Here is an 18,118-nt window from a genome sequence, read left to right on the forward strand (position 1 = left end):
ACCCCTACCCACAGGTCATCCGAAGACTTTTCAACGTCAACCGGTTCGGGCCTCCACTGTGTGTTACCACAGCTTCACCCTGCCCATGGGTAGATCACACGGTTTCGCGTCTACCACTGCTAACTATACGCCCTATTCAGACTCGCTTTCGCTACGGCTACGTACCTGAAGTACTTAACCTTGCTAACAACGGTAACTCGTAGGCTCATTATGCAAAAGGCACGCCGTCACCCCAAAGGGCTCCGACCGCTTGTAAGCGTATGGTTTCAGGATCTATTTCACTCCCTTATTCAGGGTTCTTTTCACCTTTCCCTCACGGTACTGGTTCACTATCGGTCTCTCAGGAGTATTTAGCCTTAGCGGATGGTCCCGCTTGATTCATACAGGGTTTCACGTGCCCCGCACTACTCAGGATACCACTATCAATAACATTCTTTACCTATACAGGGCTATCACCTTCTATGGCTCCTTTTTCCAAAGGATTCTAATTCATTATGCATTAAATGTCGTGGTCCTACAACCCCAATTAGGCCGTAACCTAATTGGTTTGGGCTATTCCGCGTTCGCTCGCCACTACTAGCGGAATCACTTTTGTTTTCTCTTCCTCCGGCTACTTAGATGTTTCAGTTCACCGGGTTTGCTTCTTTACAGATGACATATCTTCAATATGCCGGGTTGCCCCATTCGGAAATCTGCGGATCAAATTGTATGTGCCAATCCCCACAGCTTATCGCAGCTTATCACGTCCTTCATCGCCTCTGAGAGCCTAGGCATTCCCCATACGCCCTTAATTTGCTTATGGTATTCTTATTTATTTTGCAACGATACAAAATAAATGCCTTGCTTTTAATATTCAATATTTACTATAATAAATACAAACTAATGTACCTATTCGTTTCTCGTTTAATCTTTTCAATATGTCAATGAACGTTATAAATCTTACGATTTAATAAAGTGGAGAATATCGGAGTCGAACCGATGACCTCCTGCGTGCAAGGCAGGCGCTCTAGCCAGCTGAGCTAATCCCCCATTATAAAATTCAGAATGTTGTATTCAGAATTAGCAATGTTGAACAACCAACCTCTAGAATTTCCTTTAAGTATTTTAATGAACTATTGTATAGCGAACCATACATTGTAGTCTCAGGCAGACTCGAACTGCCGACCTCTACATTATCAGTGTAGCGCTCTAACCAGCTGAGCTATGAGACTGTATAACTAAACAGACATAACTATCTAATTAAAAGTCTTTTCGACTTAATATATCAAGATTGACAACTTTAAAATATAAATAAACACGCTAATCAAATAGCTTAACCATACAAATCTATTGTTGTTCCATTATTTCAGGAACTCCAGAAAGGAGGTGTTCCAGCCGCACCTTCCGGTACGGCTACCTTGTTACGACTTAGCCCCAGTTACCGGTTTTACCCTAGGCAGCTCCTTGCGGTCACCGACTTCAGGTACCCCCAGCTTCCATGGCTTGACGGGCGGTGTGTACAAGGCCCGGGAACGTATTCACCGCATCATGGCTGATATGCGATTACTAGCGATTCCAGCTTCACGTAGTCGAGTTGCAGACTACGATCCGAACTGTGATAGGGTTTATAGATTCGCTCCCACTCGCGTGGTGGCTGCTCTCTGTCCCTACCATTGTAGCACGTGTGTGGCCCAGGACGTAAGGGCCGTGATGATTTGACGTCATCCCCACCTTCCTCACGGTTTGCACCGGCAGTCTCGCTAGAGTCCCCGACATGACTCGCTGGCAACTAGCAATAGGGGTTGCGCTCGTTATAGGACTTAACCTGACACCTCACGGCACGAGCTGACGACAACCATGCAGCACCTTGTAATATGTCCGAAGAAAAATCTGTTTCCAAATCTGTCATACTACATTTAAGCCCTGGTAAGGTTCCTCGCGTATCATCGAATTAAACCACATGCTCCACCGCTTGTGCGGGCCCCCGTCAATTCCTTTGAGTTTCATTCTTGCGAACGTACTCCCCAGGTGGGTTACTTATCACTTTCGCTTGGCCACTCAGACGTCAATTCGTCCAAACAGCTAGTAACCATCGTTTACGGCGTGGACTACCAGGGTATCTAATCCTGTTCGCTACCCACGCTTTCGTCCATCAGCGTCAATATATTGTTAGTGATCTGCCTTCGCAATCGGTATTCTATGTAATATCTAAGCATTTCACCGCTACACTACATATTCTAACCACTTCACAATAATTCAAGACTAACAGTATCAATGGCAGTGCCGGAGTTGAGCCCCTGCATTTCACCACTGACTTATTAGCCCGCCTACGGACCCTTTAAACCCAATGATTCCGGATAACGCTTGCACCCTCCGTATTACCGCGGCTGCTGGCACGGAGTTAGCCGGTGCTTATTCTTACGGTACCGTCAGCTATCCTCACGAGGATAGGTTTCTTCCCGTATAAAAGTAGTTTACAACCCATAGGGCCGTCTTCCTACACGCGGCATGGCTGGATCAGGCTTGCGCCCATTGTCCAATATTCCTCACTGCTGCCTCCCGTAGGAGTCTGGTCCGTGTCTCAGTACCAGTGTGGGGGATCTCCCTCTCAGGACCCCTACCTATCGTAGCCATGGGGAGCCTTTACCTCTCCATCTAGCTAATAGGACGCATACTCATCTATCACCGTAACCTTTAATTATAAAACCATGCGATTCTATAATACTATGAGGTGTTAATCCAAATTTCTTCGGGCTATCCCTCAGTGATAGGCAGATTGTATACGCGTTACGCACCCGTGCGCCGGTCGTCAGCAGAAAGCAAGCTCTCCCTGTTACCCCTCGACTTGCATGTGTTAGGCCTGCCGCTAGCGTTCATCCTGAGCCAGGATCAAACTCTTCATCGTAGAATCTTTTTAAAGATCGTTTTATGACCTATATAATCAATACTACTTAATTAGCGTAATTGTGTTTATTTACATTAAATCTTACCAGAAAATATTCTAAAATATCTCCTTATTATTTTTGTGCTGTCAATCAAAATCTCAATGAACTACTTCAAATCATAAAATTAAAACTTTGACAATCCTCTCCCGATTCTTGAACTAGTATTCTAACCTTCTTTGAAGAACTAACGCTCTACTTTAGACATCACGTCTGCTGCAAAGCGGGTGCAAATATACTCACGTTTTTCTCTACCAACCAAACTTTTTGCCAAATTAAATTAAAATAATTCGTAAAACACAAACAAACAAGTCATTACGAAAATGATTTAACTAAGGTAAGGTTATTGAGGTTGGTGACCACACAAAAAAATGTCTAGTAGCTCTTAAGAACTGCTAGACATTTTGTCGTTCAGATATCAAACCTGATTAAACCTTGTATAACGGGAAATCTGAAATTAATTGAGAGGTTAGTTTTTAAGAAGATCTCTAGAGATAACTATTTTTTGAATTTCCGAAGTCCCTTCATATATCTGAGTGATTTTAGCATCTCTCATCAGTCGTTCTACATGATATTCTTTAACATATCCATTACCACCATGAACTTGAACTGCTTCAACCGTAGTATCCATAGCGGTTTGAGATGCGAAAAGTTTAGCAGTACAGCCAGCTACGTTGTAATCCATTCCTTCATCTTTCATCCATGCAGCGTGCATAATTAAATGACGAGATGCATCAATATTAACTTTCATATCAGCTAATTTAAATGCTATAGCCTGATGATTACATATCTCAGTTCCGAAAGCCTTACGTTGTTTACTATAATCTCTAGCTAATTCATAAGCACCAGCTGCAATACCTAATGCTTGTGCCGCTATTCCTATGCGACCTCCAGCTAATGTTTTCATTGCAAATTTGAATCCAAATCCGTCTTCGCCAATCCTATTTTCTTTAGGTATCTTAACGTCATTAAATATTAAAGAATGGGTGTCGCTACCTCTAATACCTAATTTATCTTCTTTTGGTCCTACTTCAAAGCCTTCCCAAGTTTTTTCAACTATAAATGCATTGATACCTTTGTGGGCCTTGTCTTTATCAGTCTGTGCAATGACAATATAGTAATCGGCACTATTACCGTTAGTAATCCAGTTTTTGGTACCGTTTAAAAGATAATGGTCACCCATATCAATTGCTGTTGTTCGTTGTGATGTGGCATCACTACCAGCTTCCGGTTCACTTAAACAAAACGCTCCAATCGATTCTCCAGTTGCTAATTTGGTTAAATACTTTTCTTTTTGTTCTTCACTAGCGTATGCTTCTAAACCATAACATACCAAAGAATTATTTACGGATACAATTACACTAGCGCTAGCATCAATTTTGGAAAGCTCTTCCATAACTAAAACATAACTAGTAGTATCCATTCCACCACCACCATACTTTGGGTCCACCATCATGCCTAGGAAGCCCAGGTCACCCATTTTAGTAATCAATTCTTTAGGGAAATGTTGATCCTTATCTCTTTCAATTACTCCTGGAAGTAACTCGGTGCGAGCAAAATCTCTTGCTGCATCACGTATCATTAAATGCTCCTCTGTTAAACTAAAATCCATGTATTTGTAATATGATTAATACTTCATTTATCTTTGCAAATCTAAGCTTATTTAAGAGTTTATTCAACACTATTTTTCTATGAACCATCAGTGCTATAACGTTATAGGTGTAATGTCTGGAACTTCTTTAGATGCTATCGATTTGGTTTATGTAAAGTTAGTACGTAATGATTCATGGAACTTTCATGTATTGAAAGTAAAATCGATAGAGTATAATCATGTTTGGCAAACTAAATTGGCTAGTGCTATATCGTTGCCAAATATTCATTTGAAGGATTTAAATAATGAATATACTTTATATTTAAGTCAATGTATCAATGATTTTATATATGAAAATCAAATCACCGAACTTTTAGCGATATGTAGTCATGGACATACTATACATCATCAGCCTGGGGATGGGTATACTTTCCAAATAGGTAACCTCCCTATATTAGCTGACTTATTGAGTCAACGGGTTGTTTGTGATTTTAGGTCTCAGGATGTAGATATGGGTGGTCAAGGTGCTCCTTTAGTACCTATTGGAGATCATTTTCTTTTTAATAAGTATGATTATTGCCTCAACCTAGGAGGATTTGCAAACATCTCTTATAGTCTTAATGATATACGCAAAGCTTTTGATATTGTCCCGGTTAACGTAGTGCTGAATTATTTTGCAAATCGCCTAGGGTCAGATTATGATGATAGTGGTGCTTTCGCGAAAGCAGGAAAAATTAATTCTGAGGTTTTAGCTCAACTAAATTCACTACCGTATTATAAGGTTGATGGTCCTAAATCTTTAGGAGTTGAATGGATTGACAATCATGTGTGGGATATTATCAAATCAATCGATAACCCTTTAGATGCTTTAGCTACTTATACTGAACATGTGGCAATGCAAATCTCAAGCGTACTGTTACCTGAATCTACTGTATTAGTTACAGGTGGTGGTGCTTATAATTCATTTTTAATACATCGTATATCTTCTTATTCTAAGGCCGAAATAATTATACCGAATAAGGAGCTTATTGAATATAAAGAAGCACTCATTTTTGCTTTTCTAGGAGTACTTAAATTACGCAATGAGAATAATTGCCTTGCTTCGGTAACAGGAGCCTCTATGGATCATTCAAGTGGTAAGATTTATCTGCCTTAAGAAATTGTAAAAAAGAGTTGAAGTGGTCAGGTGTTTTTTATATTTGTCTGCACTAACCTGAAAATAAAACATGAAGGAACTTTTAAAGCGTTATGAGAACGCTGAACCCGAAATCGTATTCCATTGGAATGATCCAGAAACAGATGCCCAAGGTTGGACCGTAATTAATAGTTTGAGAGGTGGCGCCGCAGGTGGTGGAACACGTATGAGAGTTGGACTTGATAAAAATGAAGTTCTCTCACTAGCAAAAACTATGGAGATTAAATTCACGGTATCGGGTCCTGCAATAGGTGGCGCTAAAAGTGGAATTAACTTTGACCCTAGAGATCCTCGTAAAAAAGGTGTGCTAGAGAGATGGTATAAAGCGGTTTCTCCTTTACTTAAAAGCTATTATGGCACCGGTGGTGATCTTAACGTAGATGAAATACATGAAGTAATCCCTATCACTGAAGATTGTGGGGTTTGGCATCCTCAAGAAGGTGTCTTTGCAGGTCATTTTTCCCCTACTGAAGCTGATAAAATTAACCGCATTGGACAATTACGTCAAGGTGTGATAAAAGTTATTGAAAATCCTATTTATTCGCCAGATGTTTCTAGAAAATATACGGTAGCAGATATGATTACTGGTTATGGCGTTGCAGAAGCTGTAAAACATTTTTATGATATTTATGGCGGTGATGTTAAAGGTAAACGTGCCGTTGTTCAAGGTTTCGGTAATGTAGGAAGTGCCGCTGCTTATTATCTTTCACAAATGGGTGCGAAAGTTGTAGGAATCATCGATAGAGCTGGTGGATTAATTAATGAAGACGGTTTTTCTTTTGAAGAAATTAAAGAAATGTTCTTAAATAAAGATGGTAATGCTTTAAGATCTTCAAACTTAATTCCATTTGAAAAAGTAAATGAAAAAATATGGTCGCTCAAGACTGAGATTTTTGCGCCTTGTGCTGCCTCTAGATTAGTGAGTCAGGATCAAATAGATCAAATGATTGCCTCTGGATTAGAGGTTATTTCTTGTGGCGCTAATGTGCCATTTGCAGATAAAGAAATTTTCTTTGGCTCTATTATGGAGCATACGGATGAAAAAGTAAGCCTTATTCCGGATTTTATTTCAAATTGTGGAATGGCAAGAGTTTTTGCATACTTTATGGAACGTCGCGTTCAAATGACGGATGAAGCTATCTTTAACGATACCAGCATGACAATTAGAAACGCAATTCAAAATACTTATAATAATAATAGTTCGCGTACTCAAATCAGTTCTACTGCTTTTGAAATCGCTTTAAAACAATTGGTTTAATGTTCAAGTCTTTTTTAGGTAATAGCCCTACATGGTTTAAGTCAACCATATTAGCATTTTTAGTTTTTAATACTGCTGCATATTTTGTTCTTGATGGAACGGTAATGGGTTGGATTTTTATAGCAGAGTTTATATTCTGTCTTGCGATGGCTTTAAAATGTTATCCTTTACAGTCCGGTGGTTTACTAGCTATTCAAGTTATTGCATTAGGATTAACACATCCTATGTATAAAGTAGATCATGAAACACATAAGGTCGTATTAGATGATTTAGGTAATAAAGTATTAGGTGGTGTTTATGCAGAAGTAGCACAAAACCTAGAGGTGATTTTGCTGTTAGTGTTTATGGTAGCGGGAATTTATTTTATGAAACCTCTACTCATGTATATTTTTGTAAAACTGTTTACAAAGGTAAAATCTAAAATAGCTCTTTCTCTATTTTTTGTACTAATCAGTGCTGTGTTATCTGCCTTTTTAGATGCTCTTACAGTTACAGCAGTTCTAATTAGTGTCGGTCTAGGTTTTTATAATGTTTATCATAAAATACATTCTAGTGATCTAGATTTAGATCATGATAATACATTGGATAGAAAGCAGTTAAGTGGTGAAACATTAGAAGATTTCCGTTCATTCTTACGTAGTTTAGTAATGCATGGTGTGGTAGGAACAGCGTTAGGTGGTGTTTGCACAATTGTAGGTGAACCTCAGAATTTACTTATCGGTACAAAGCTTAATACAGCATTACCTTATGAATATGGATTCATAGAATTTTTCCTTCACATGGCACCTATTACGATCCCAGTTTTAATAGCTGGTCTAATTACAACCGTATTGTTAGAAGTTACTAAAACATTTGGTTTTGGTCAGAAAATGCCACCTGTAGTAAGACAGATTATTGAAGGATGGATGGAAAAACGTGATCAAGAACGTACTAGTAAGGAGAAATATGGTCTTTTAGTTCAAGGAGTTTCAGCTATTCTATTAATCATTGGTCTAGCATTGCATATTGCACCAGTTGGATTTATAGGTCTTGCTTTAATAGTGATTCAAACTGCGTTTATGGGGATAACAGACGAACATAGTCTTGGAAAAGCCTTTGAAGAAGCACTTCCATTTACAGGACTATTAGTTGTGTTTTTTGTGATCGTTGCGATGATTCATGACCAGCATTTATTTGCACCTATTATTGAATGGGCATTAAGCCAGGACCCTAGTAGTCAACCGGCAATATTCTATCTTGCAAATGGTGTTCTTAGTATGATTTCTGACAATGTGTTTGTGGCAACAGTCTACATAAATGAAGTGGGTAATGCATATGACGCAGGAAAAATATCTTTAGAGCAATATGAACATTTAGCAGTTGCAATTAACACGGGAACTAACATTCCTAGTGTTGCGACACCTAATGGTCAGGCGGCATTCTTATTTCTATTAACGTCTGCTCTTGCACCAGTAATCAATCTTTCTTACGGTAAGATGGTTAAAATGGCATTTCCATATACTGTAGTTCTTACATTAGTAGGACTTGCATGTGTGATTATGTTCTTATAATAAATCAGTAATATTGTATAGCTTATTGTAATCACGCTTTCGCGAAAGCATAATTACAATAAGCCTTTAGACTGTATACAATCTTTAACATATAAAATGCGTTACTAACCTAACTAAGAAAAATTTAATGAATCTAATTATTCAAGAAACAGGCGAAGTTGTTGAGTCTACTATGCCACTAGTAGAAGAAGAAACTCAAACAGTTTTTGACATCATATTATCAGGTGATCCATCTGGAACAGTGATTATATGTATCTTAATTCTATTATTATTTGTTGCTTTATACATCTATTTTGAAAGATTATTTAAGATAAAAGGCAGTTCAAAAATTGATGACAAATTCATGTTACAAATAAAAGATCATGTTAGTAACGGTCGTATTGATGCAGCCAAGATCTTATGTGCTCAAGAAAATTCTCCTGTTGCACGTTTAACAGAGAAAGGTATTAGTAGGATAGGTTCACCTCTTGAGGATATTAATGGAGCCATCGAGAATGCAGGTAAATTAGAGGTATATAAATTAGAAAAAAATGTTAGCATTCTAGCAACTATTGCAGGAGCTGCACCTATGATTGGATTTTTAGGGACAGTTATAGGAATGGTAATTGCTTTTAGAACCCTAGCAGAAAGTGAAGGTGCTCCAGAAATGGGGACTCTAGCAGAAGGTATTTATACCGCAATGACAACCACTGTTGCAGGACTTATAGTAGGTATTATAGCTTATATAGGATATAACCATTTAGTAGTTAAAACTGACAAAGTAGTGCATCAAATGGAGTCTAACGCTGTTGATTTCTTAGATCTTTTAAACGAACCAGCATAATATGAACTTAAGAAGCAGAAATAAAGTAAGCCCTGATTTCTCGATGTCATCCATGACAGATATCGTGTTTCTGTTGCTTGTATTTTTCTTACTAACCTCACCTAGTATTACTCCACAAGCTTTAGATTTAATATTGCCTAGTGCAAGTGGTCGTAGTGAAAATAAGCAGCAAGCTTCCGTAAGTATTACTAAAGATGGTGCGTTTTTTGTCGATGCGGTAGAGGTAGAAGAAGAGTTATTAGAATCGATGATTATTAAAACAATGGAAGGTCAAGAAAAGCCTACCATTATATTAAGAGCAGACGGCGATATCGCCCTCAATAAAGCTGTTAAAGTTATGGACATAGCAAACCGTAATAAAATCAATATCATCCTTGCTGTAAAACCAGAATAAAATGAGTTTTCTAGACACTAAAGAGAAAAAGAAATCATTCATCATTACAAGTATTTTGATGAGTGTTTTTCTATTGTTATTTGTTTTTGTTTCAGTGCTAGATGAAATACCAGAAGAGGAAGATAGTGGAATAGCAATCAATTTCGGTAATACTGCAGTAGGTTCTGGACCTGTTGAACCTGCAGAGGCAACTAAGGTCACTCCAGAGTCTAATCCATCACCTGTAGATCAGACAACTCCTCAAGTTGATAATGTCGCCACCCAAGACAACACAGATGCTCCAGTTATCAATTCAGATCCTAATACAACTAAGCCTGTTACAAAACCAGTGGCAGAACCTGTTAAAAAACCTGAACCTAAACCTGAACCAAAGCCAGATCAATCGGTAACTGATATGCTTAATAATGTTACGGGCACAACTCCAACGGATGGTGCAGATAATAGCGGAGAAGGTCCTGGAGATGGTCCAGGGAACAAAGGTGATATTGATGGTGACCCTTATGCAAATACCTATTATGGTGCACCAGGATCTGGGAAAAGTGGTCGCGGAGCTGGACTAGGTGGAAGAAAAGCATTATCCGGAAAAGGAGCTGAGCCTGACTGTTTTGAAACGGGAACTGTTATTGTTGAAATTCATGTGGATAGAACTGGTAAGGTCGTGCAAGCCATACCAGGAAAAAAAGGAACAACTAATAGAGCGAATTGCTTATTAGTTGCCGCAAAAAAAAGTGCTGAGACCTATACATTCAGTGCAGCTTCTAATGCTAAAGATATCCAAATAGGTTTTGTCGAGGTTATTTTTAAAGTTGGAGAATAGTTTTGGGCTATTCACAGACTCTAAATTGGCTTTTCAATCAACTCCCGATGTATCAACGTGTGGGAAAAGCGGCTTACAAGGCAAATCTCGATAACACTATATTATTAGATAATCATTTAGGAAATCCCCACCTATCCTTTTCAACCATTCATGTAGCTGGTACAAATGGTAAGGGAAGCACTTGTCATATGATAGCAAGTGTACTGCAAGAGGCTGGTTATAATGTAGGGTTATATACATCACCGCATCTCAAAGACTTTAGGGAACGCATCAAGATTAATGGTGTGATGGTTTCAGAAGATTATGTGGTTGCTTTTGTAAATAGAAACAAATTGTTTTTTGAAAGTAATCAACTGTCGTTTTTTGAGATGACTGTAGGTATGGCTTTTCAATACTTTAAAGAGCAAGAAGTAGATATCGCTATTATAGAAACAGGTCTTGGAGGTAGATTAGATTCCACTAACATAATAAAGCCTTTAGTTTCAGTGATAACAAACATAGATAAAGATCATGTAGCGATGTTAGGTAATACTCTTATTAAAATAGCTGGAGAAAAAGCAGGTATTATAAAAAATAATGTACCTGTAGTTGTAGGAGAGCGACGTGATTCTTTGAGGAATTGCTTTCGCGAAAGCGCAATAAAAAAGCATTCTATTTATCATCAAGTAAACTATCGCTTAAAGCCACTCGCTACAGATTTAAAAGGTGAATATCAAAAGTATAATAGTAGAGTTGCACAAACTGCGTTAAACGTTTTAACGCAGTCTAGCAACTTTAAAATTTCCCTTGCCCAATTAGAAGCCGGGCTGTTGAAAGTTGCTGCAAATACAGGATTGAGAGGTAGGTACGAATTATTGCAAGTTCAACCTAGGGTTATTGCAGATACAGCACATAATAAAGCAGGAATAAAAACATTAGTGAAGCAATTGAAACTAGAGAAGTTTAATAAGCTTCATATAGTTTTGGGAATGGTGTCTGATAAAGATGTGGACCAAGTTTTATCATTAATGCCTAAGAATGCTTTTTATTACATCGCAAAGCCAAATGTGATACGAGGAATGGAAATAGTTGTTTTATCTAGTTTTTTCAAAAAGCATCAATTTAATTTCAAAAAATTTAATTCTGTTTCTGACGCTCTAGATAAAGCTAAGAGTCTGGCACACAGTGATGATTTGATAGTAGTGACTGGTAGTGTTTTTGTAGTAGCAGAAATAATTTAAAATTTATTTCAAAAACGCTTGTAAGTTTCAGGAAAGGTTTTATATTTGCATCCGCTTTTAGGGCGCTTAGCTCAGTTGGTTCAGAGCACTTGGTTTACACCCAAGGGGTCAGGGGTTCAAATCCCTTAGCGCCCACAAAAGGTCTTCAGAAATGAAGACCTTTTTTTATGCCTTTTTTTAATTTAAAGGGTTTCTACTTTAGGCGTTTTTAAAAAGCTAAAGATGTATATTTACTGAAGATTTTTTATTCATGAAGATATTAGTTACTGGTGGATTAGGTTTTATAGGCTCACACGTCGTTGTAGAGTTGCTTAATAGAGATTATGAGGTCGTTATAGTTGATAACCTTTCTAATTCATCGATCAGTGTATTAGAAAGGATTCATGCAATTTGTAGTAAGAAGCCTAAATTTGAAAAACTGGACTTAAGAAATAAACAAGCGTTAAGCGATTTTTTTCTAAATCATCAAGATATAAGTGGAGTGATACATTTTGCCGCTTCTAAAGCTGTTGGTGAAAGTGTTCAGAATCCGTTATTGTATTATGAAAACAATATGAATACGTTAGTATATCTATTGCAAGAGCTTCAAAAATTATCTAAACCCAATATTATATTTAGTTCTTCATGTACTGTTTATGGACAGGCAGATGTGTTACCAATTACAGAGTCTGCTCCAGTAAAACCTGCTGAATCTCCATATGGCAATACAAAGCAAGTAGGGGAAGAGATTATTGCCGATGTTTGTAAAATCGATTCTTCATTAAGCGCGATTGCTTTGCGTTACTTTAATCCTATTGGGGCGCATCATTCTGGATTAATCGGTGAATTGCCGTTGGGAACGCCTCAAAACCTAGTTCCTTACATCACTCAAACAGCTATTGGTCAAAGAGAACAGCTCTCAATCTTTGGGAATGACTATCCTACAATTGATGGAACAGCTGTTCGTGATTATATTCACGTTATGGACCTAGCTATTGCGCATGTTGTTGCCTTAGAAAGGTTAATCAATAAAGAAGTCCTTACTAACTTTGAAACATTTAATATAGGAACGGGAACAGGATCTTCTGTGTTAGAAGTGGTTAAGGCATTTGAGAATGTTACTGGACAATCCCTTAATTATAAAATTGTAAATCGCAGAGATGGCGATGTAACTGCTGCTTATGCAGATACTACTAGGGCAAATAATGTGCTAGGTTGGAAATCACAATTTACCTTACAAGAAGCTCTTGCTAGTGCCTGGAAATGGCAGCAAACTGTAATGGAGATTAAAGAATACTAGCTATTTGCTCGTTGATCCATTCAAGAAATAGTTCATCTTTATTAGAGAAAGCATTTACCGTGTTACTATCGATATCTATCTGACCTATATTTTTCCCATCTTTAAATAATGGGATGACAACTTCACTTTTTACATGGATGCTACAGGCTATATAGTTATCCTGTGCATTCACATCATCTACAACAAAGTTTTTGTTCGAAACAGCGACTTGGCCACATATTCCTTTCCCAAAAGGAATAACTGTATGGTCTGTAGGTTCTCCCGCCTGAGACCATAGGTGTAATGTAGGCTCAGTATCATGAGCCATATAAAAACCTACCCAATCATAATAATCTATATTAGACTGCAGTAATTCACATACACCTTGCATTTTAAGCTGGGCTGTTAAGTCTGGATGATTTACGATTTCGGTAACTTTTGGTTTTAATGTGTCTAGTGTCATGATGTATTTTAAAAAGGTAAAATTAAGTCATGCCTTTGATTAAATATTTAACTTTGTCATAAAATAATTAATGATGAGCGCTCTACGTACCTATGTGCCGGTTTTTAAGTTTGTGGCTACTTTTGGCGTTATTTATATCGTTCTATCTTTAATTTACTATCTGTATTTACAACAGGATTATAATTCATCAAACTATCCAGATCCTGTGACTTCTCAAGTGTCGTATCAAACCCAGCAGCTGTTAAACGCTATAGGTTATGATGCCCAGATATCTAATGTGCCGCATCATCCATCGGTTTATATGTATTTAAATAAAACCGTGGTCTATCGAGTGATAGAAGGTTGTAATGCAATAAGTGTAATGATACTATTTGTTGCTTTTGTTCTTGCTTTCGCGAAAGCGTGGAAAAAAACAGCTTTCTTCATACTGTTCGGTATTACGTTCATCTATATAGTTAATCTATTCAGATTAGTAGCCCTAGCTATTATTAAAAATAAGTATCCACAGTATGATCATATTTCACATGATATATTGTTTCCAGCGGTGATCTACGGTTCTGTGATTTTACTTTGGTTGATTTGGGTTAAAAAACCAAAACATATATGATTATCTCAAGGTTTTTTTCATCAATTGTGATAATGGTTTTGATTACCTCCTTATTACTCATACGGTTGTATGAGGTGCCTTTATTTAACGATCCTTTATATGATTATTTTCATTCAGATTTTCAATTATTCGACCTTCCCAAATTAAACGTGTGGAAATTAATTGCTGGTACTAGCTTAAGATATCTACTGAATATGGTGCTTTCTCTATGGATCATATGGTTTTTGTATAAAAGAGAAAGTTATATCCATGCAGCGTTATGGGTGTATTTGTTTGCTTACATTATATTAATAATTGCTTTTACTTTACTTATAGATGCAGATTCTAGTTTTATGAAAATGGCATTATTTTATATCCGTCGTTTTTTAATACAGCCCATTTTATTATTCATATTGGTGGCAGGTTTTTACTTCTTAAAAACTAAAGGGAACAAACTTGTCTAGTATGTGCTTAAATATTCTTTTCTATATGTTGAGGCAGGATGATAAAAATATGCAACGAGTAATTCTCTATTCTCATTAAGAGCACATTCTTCCCATTCCTTTTTAATAAGCATTATTCTTATTTTTTTATCAATTTCTTTATTAAAGGGTGATATTACACCTACATAACTGATGGAATTGTCTTCAGTGAATTTTATGTTATAAAGTCCAAAATAGGCATCCGACTCTGCTAGATTTAGTTTGCCAACTTTATTAATTACATCTGTATCATTTTCAAGTGAGGAACAATTAATAGAAGATGCTTCAATTTGTTCATTGAATAAAGAAAGCGTATTAAGTGTGCCTATTAGATTCTTGTTTTCTAGCAAGAATTTAGGATCATCTTTATAAATAAAATTATTTCTATGACATGGTGTAGTGATTATTGCTCCATTAACTAATTGAGCAAAAACGATAAGTTCATCACCTGGTTTTAAGAACAGTCTGCATTTAGAATTATCACTGCTATTCCCCACTTCTTGTTGTATAAATAATGATTTTGATTCTGAACCCTTAAATATTATCGATGTGTCAAATTCAATCAAATCTTCGTTCTCTAGTCTAAAGTCAGATTCCACGTTAGTCACTGTGACTTGTGCTATAAAATCAGCTTCTTTATAATCATTCAAAAAATGATTTTGATAGCAAACACAAGACTGTGCTTGGGATAATAAGCCGGTTAATATTAATAGTAAAACGATAAGCGTTTTACTGTAGTTTTTCTGTGACAGGGATTCCATTTTCATCATAATATCTATAAATACCACTTTGTGTGCCACTTTTAATTAATTGATAACTACTATTGTCTAATTTGTTTTTTGATATTGAATCCTGAGAAAGGTAGTTGAACAGATTAGGGAATAGACTGATACTACTTTTAATTTTTTTTTGATGTGATTGAAATTCAGCAGGAGCTTTTATGGTCAGTAAAGCGCCGAATATTGCTTGATGTAACGCTATGTCATCTGTTAAATATGAATAGCTTTCACCTGTGTAATTATATCCTACAAAGCCACCGTGGTCTGCAGCCATTATGATGATGCCTTCTGGATCTTGAGAGGTTATATAGTCTACAATGTCTTGAAGAGTAGTATTAATGCTTTTTAAATTATCTATATATTGATTACGTTCTTTTATCGCAGAGGTGTTCTTAGCTTTAAGTCCAGTGATATGTCCTGGTTCTAGAATTTCAATAAAATAAAACTGAGGTTTGTTATCTGCGGTACTAATAGCAAGTTTTAAATCATTAAAGTAATCTTTGTCTAGTTGGTAATCAGGTAAAATTGACAATTCATTTTCGTTGATATTTATACCATCATAATAAATGTCTGGATGGTTAAGTAATAAATATCTGTGTTGTAAAATTGCTGTTGTTCTATAGCCATTCTCTTTAAAAGTTTCTAAAACAGGGTTTTTACCCATTATAATTTGTCTCGCATTAAAAAGCTCATTATTGAAATTTTCACTGTCGTAAAAATGATGTTGCCCTGTAAATAGAGTTGCGTTTGAAGTAAGTGTTGATGGATAATTACTGCGGTATTGATGATTAAAATTAAATCCTTTTGAGATCATGTCACTATAAAAGCGACTATTATCAAAGTGGTAATTATCATTAGTTAAGGAAGGCTTATTAGCGTATCCGTCAGGTTGAATATAGTAGATGTTAGGTTTTATCTGAAACTCAATATTCACGAAAGGACTTTCTTTAATCCAATTCTCGTAAGTGTAGATAGATGTGAAAAGATAAAATGAGAGTTGTAAAATCCCTAGTAAACACATCAAGAATAAAATTAATACTCCTTTTTTATAATGTTTACCTAAAAACCAACTCACTATAATAGCAATTATAGCTACTAGAATTAGCGCTTTCCATCTCCATCCTAAATAAATTACCAGAGATAAGGAGATAGCTGTTAAGATAATTAGACTACTTGAATAAAAGACATTCTTAATTCTATCGCTTTTATTCTTTAATACAAAACTCATAAGTATCATCAGTGCGCTAGGTGCAATGATCATACTTAAAACTAGGTACAATAATTGAATCCAAGAATTGACTAATGTATAATTGTTAGTGTATAAATAGGTGATAGCATACATGCCAGGCAATAAACCTACGGTCCACCAGTAGTGCTTATTATTGTTAAGATAGGAAATGATCTTATCTTTCATTTCTTTTCAATAAAAAGAGTGTTCGATGTGTCCCTTTAATAGCTTCTTTTTTAATTATAGAAAAGTGTTTATTATAAGCTTCTTCAAAATTTACCAAATTGTAATAGTCAAACAAGTCTTTAGCATCTCTTTTGCTATTTAAAATAAACTGCACCCAACTATCTTCTCTATCAGGAAACTCAATAATTAAATAAGGACTCAAGGATTTGAAAAATAAAGCACTCATTTCGAATGGTACATTGCCAGATAGAGTCATGTGATGTATTAGAGCTAACGCCATACTTAAATCTGAACCGTAATCTTGTATACGAGTAATAAACGAATCTCGTTCCTGATTATGGAATCCTATACTTGCTGCAGGCTGCATTAAATCGGATACTATAGGGATGATATTAAACTCTTTATGTTTAATGCTATTTGTGTAACAGTCATTAATGGCACTCTGATCGATATCGCAAACAATTACCTGATTTGCATTAGTCAACGCCACCTTACTAAATGTACCGTCATTTCCACCTAGATCCACAACTTTTTTTGCGTTTATATCAGCAGTCCATTTTTGTATAAATTCCTTTTTGAGATTAAAGGCCTGCTCATCATAATTAGTTTGGTCATAATAGGTACTCCATTCTGTGTTTTCTTGTAGGCTCATCTTAGAGATATGCATCTCTAGAGTCTTTAGCATTTTAATTTGTGAAACTTTGTCTAGCCCTTTACTTTTTGAGTCATTAGACGCTTGACCTATAGTTTCATTTTTCTGTTTACCTAAAAAATGAATATGAGAATAAATCGTCGGACTCAATTTAGATTTCCATGATAATAGTTTAGAGGCCTCATCTAACGGGAAGCCATTGATACGATGCTGTAAAGACTTAAGGTAATAACTGCCATGTCTTTGAGCGAGTAACAATGGAGCAAAAAAGTGCTCGTTAAATTGTTTTAAACCCTTCCATGGCTCGTTATCGCGGTATCTTTCAATACTTAAAGTGTCTATGAATATAGCTTTTCCTTTATGAAATGTGATGTTGAAAGCACTAGCGTCCTTAAGTGAAAAACCATTTTCAAGTAAGAATAGTTGAATACGCAAGGTAAGTTGTGCAGCATGCTTATATGCAGTAAATGACCACTCATAAGGATAGGTGATGAAATCTAATTGATCCGGTCTTAGAATTATTTTATCTTCAGAAACACTTATCTCCTCATGCTTGATTAACCAGTTTTTATTCCATAATTGTTCGTATATACCATTGTTTTTGATAGTATTATACTCAATAAAATATGGTTGATTGATATGTCTTAAATATTCACCTTCTTGCTTAAAAATATAACCAGAAGGATCACGATATGAAGCCGGATGCCTGAGCATT

The 18,118-nt window shown here is 36.3% G+C and carries 15 protein-coding genes, 3 tRNA genes and 2 rRNA genes (1 of these 20 only partly in view); 11 read left to right on the forward strand and 9 right to left on the reverse strand.

Annotated features, from left to right (window positions below; translation table 11 throughout):
• From ACJJVI_RS00090 to ACJJVI_RS00110, 5 genes are all read right to left on the reverse strand, one after another.
• Nucleotides 1–802: ribosomal RNA gene (locus tag ACJJVI_RS00090) — 23S ribosomal RNA — on the reverse strand (it extends 2,014 nt beyond the left edge of the window).
• Nucleotides 803–955: 153 nt separating this feature from the next.
• Nucleotides 956–1,029, reverse strand: a tRNA-Ala gene (locus ACJJVI_RS00095).
• Nucleotides 1,030–1,137: 108 nt separating this feature from the next.
• Nucleotides 1,138–1,211, reverse strand: a tRNA-Ile gene (locus ACJJVI_RS00100).
• A 147-nt stretch (nucleotides 1,212–1,358) separates the two neighbouring features.
• Nucleotides 1,359–2,884, reverse strand: a 16S ribosomal RNA gene (locus ACJJVI_RS00105).
• Together the 16S and 23S rRNA genes with 2 tRNA genes alongside form the textbook arrangement of a ribosomal RNA operon.
• Nucleotides 2,885–3,390: 506 nt before the next feature.
• Nucleotides 3,391–4,533, reverse strand: a complete 1,143-nt coding sequence (locus ACJJVI_RS00110; protein WP_036579846.1) for an acyl-CoA dehydrogenase family protein — start codon at nucleotides 4,531–4,533, stop codon at nucleotides 3,391–3,393.
• A gap of 79 nt (nucleotides 4,534–4,612) precedes the next feature.
• Here ACJJVI_RS00110 and ACJJVI_RS00115 point away from each other — a divergent pair, with 79 nt between their 5' ends.
• The 9 genes from ACJJVI_RS00115 to galE all read left to right on the forward strand — a co-directional run bounded on the left by ACJJVI_RS00115 (nucleotide 4,613) and on the right by galE (nucleotide 13,048).
• A complete protein-coding gene (locus ACJJVI_RS00115; protein WP_036579849.1) occupies nucleotides 4,613–5,668 on the forward strand; it encodes an anhydro-N-acetylmuramic acid kinase in 1,056 nt (351 codons plus the stop codon).
• A gap of 70 nt (nucleotides 5,669–5,738) precedes the next feature.
• Nucleotides 5,739–6,965: a Glu/Leu/Phe/Val dehydrogenase dimerization domain-containing protein gene (locus ACJJVI_RS00120; protein ID WP_348021361.1), complete on the forward strand. Its 1,227-nt coding sequence runs from the start codon at nucleotides 5,739–5,741 to the stop codon at nucleotides 6,963–6,965.
• Complete coding sequence (locus ACJJVI_RS00125) at nucleotides 6,965–8,515, forward strand: Na(+)/H(+) antiporter NhaB (RefSeq protein ID WP_042248417.1); 1,551 nt, start codon at nucleotides 6,965–6,967, stop codon at nucleotides 8,513–8,515. Before ACJJVI_RS00120 ends, ACJJVI_RS00125 begins: the two co-directional genes overlap by 1 nt.
• A 127-nt stretch (nucleotides 8,516–8,642) precedes the next feature.
• Nucleotides 8,643–9,338, forward strand: a complete 696-nt coding sequence (locus ACJJVI_RS00130; RefSeq protein ID WP_036579855.1) for a MotA/TolQ/ExbB proton channel family protein — start codon at nucleotides 8,643–8,645, stop codon at nucleotides 9,336–9,338.
• Nucleotide 9,339: 1 nt separating this feature from the next.
• Nucleotides 9,340–9,732: a biopolymer transporter ExbD gene (locus ACJJVI_RS00135; protein ID WP_006795988.1), complete on the forward strand. Its 393-nt coding sequence runs from the start codon at nucleotides 9,340–9,342 to the stop codon at nucleotides 9,730–9,732.
• Between the two features lies 1 nt (nucleotide 9,733).
• Entirely contained in the window at nucleotides 9,734–10,549 is an 816-nt protein-coding gene (locus tag ACJJVI_RS00140) for a hypothetical protein (protein ID WP_405349606.1), read from the forward strand.
• 2 nt (nucleotides 10,550–10,551) lie between these two features.
• Nucleotides 10,552–11,769, forward strand: a complete 1,218-nt coding sequence (locus ACJJVI_RS00145) for a bifunctional folylpolyglutamate synthase/dihydrofolate synthase (RefSeq protein ID WP_405349609.1) — start codon at nucleotides 10,552–10,554, stop codon at nucleotides 11,767–11,769.
• A gap of 60 nt (nucleotides 11,770–11,829) precedes the next feature.
• Nucleotides 11,830–11,904: transfer RNA gene (locus tag ACJJVI_RS00150), tRNA-Val, on the forward strand.
• 115 nt (nucleotides 11,905–12,019) lie between these two features.
• Nucleotides 12,020–13,048, forward strand: a complete 1,029-nt coding sequence (galE, locus tag ACJJVI_RS00155; protein WP_348021365.1) for a UDP-glucose 4-epimerase GalE — start codon at nucleotides 12,020–12,022, stop codon at nucleotides 13,046–13,048.
• Here the strand turns inward: galE and ACJJVI_RS00160 are convergent.
• A complete protein-coding gene (locus ACJJVI_RS00160; RefSeq protein WP_042295667.1) occupies nucleotides 13,035–13,490 on the reverse strand; it encodes a GAF domain-containing protein in 456 nt (151 codons plus the stop codon). The genes galE and ACJJVI_RS00160 overlap by 14 nt on opposite strands.
• 73 nt (nucleotides 13,491–13,563) lie before the next feature.
• On the opposite strand from ACJJVI_RS00160, the gene xrtF reads away from it, so the two are divergent.
• Together xrtF and ACJJVI_RS00170 are read left to right on the forward strand one after the other, a co-directional pair.
• Nucleotides 13,564–14,097, forward strand: a complete 534-nt coding sequence (gene xrtF, locus ACJJVI_RS00165; RefSeq protein WP_348021366.1) for an exosortase family protein XrtF — start codon at nucleotides 13,564–13,566, stop codon at nucleotides 14,095–14,097.
• Nucleotides 14,094–14,540 (forward strand): exosortase F system-associated membrane protein, encoded by a 447-nt coding sequence (locus tag ACJJVI_RS00170; protein WP_405349614.1) that lies wholly within the window; start codon nucleotides 14,094–14,096, stop codon nucleotides 14,538–14,540. The genes xrtF and ACJJVI_RS00170 overlap by 4 nt, the downstream gene beginning before the upstream one ends.
• Here the strand turns inward: ACJJVI_RS00170 and ACJJVI_RS00175 are convergent.
• The 3 genes from ACJJVI_RS00175 to ACJJVI_RS00185 are packed head-to-tail and all read right to left on the reverse strand — an operon-like array spanning nucleotide 14,537 to nucleotide 18,117.
• Nucleotides 14,537–15,319, reverse strand: coding sequence for a hypothetical protein (locus tag ACJJVI_RS00175; RefSeq protein WP_405349617.1), 783 nt, complete (start codon nucleotides 15,317–15,319; stop codon nucleotides 14,537–14,539). The genes ACJJVI_RS00170 and ACJJVI_RS00175 overlap by 4 nt on opposite strands.
• Complete coding sequence (locus ACJJVI_RS00180; protein WP_042270634.1) at nucleotides 15,288–16,751, reverse strand: hypothetical protein; 1,464 nt, start codon at nucleotides 16,749–16,751, stop codon at nucleotides 15,288–15,290. The genes ACJJVI_RS00175 and ACJJVI_RS00180 overlap by 32 nt, the downstream gene beginning before the upstream one ends.
• Nucleotides 16,741–18,117 (reverse strand): class I SAM-dependent methyltransferase, encoded by a 1,377-nt coding sequence (locus tag ACJJVI_RS00185; protein ID WP_405349620.1) that lies wholly within the window; start codon nucleotides 18,115–18,117, stop codon nucleotides 16,741–16,743. The genes ACJJVI_RS00180 and ACJJVI_RS00185 overlap by 11 nt, the downstream gene beginning before the upstream one ends.
• Between the last annotated feature and the right edge of the window lies 1 nt (nucleotide 18,118).

It is taken from the genome of Nonlabens sp. Asnod3-H03 (assembly GCF_045063665.1).
GTDB lineage: Bacteria > Bacteroidota > Bacteroidia > Flavobacteriales > Flavobacteriaceae > Nonlabens > Nonlabens ulvanivorans.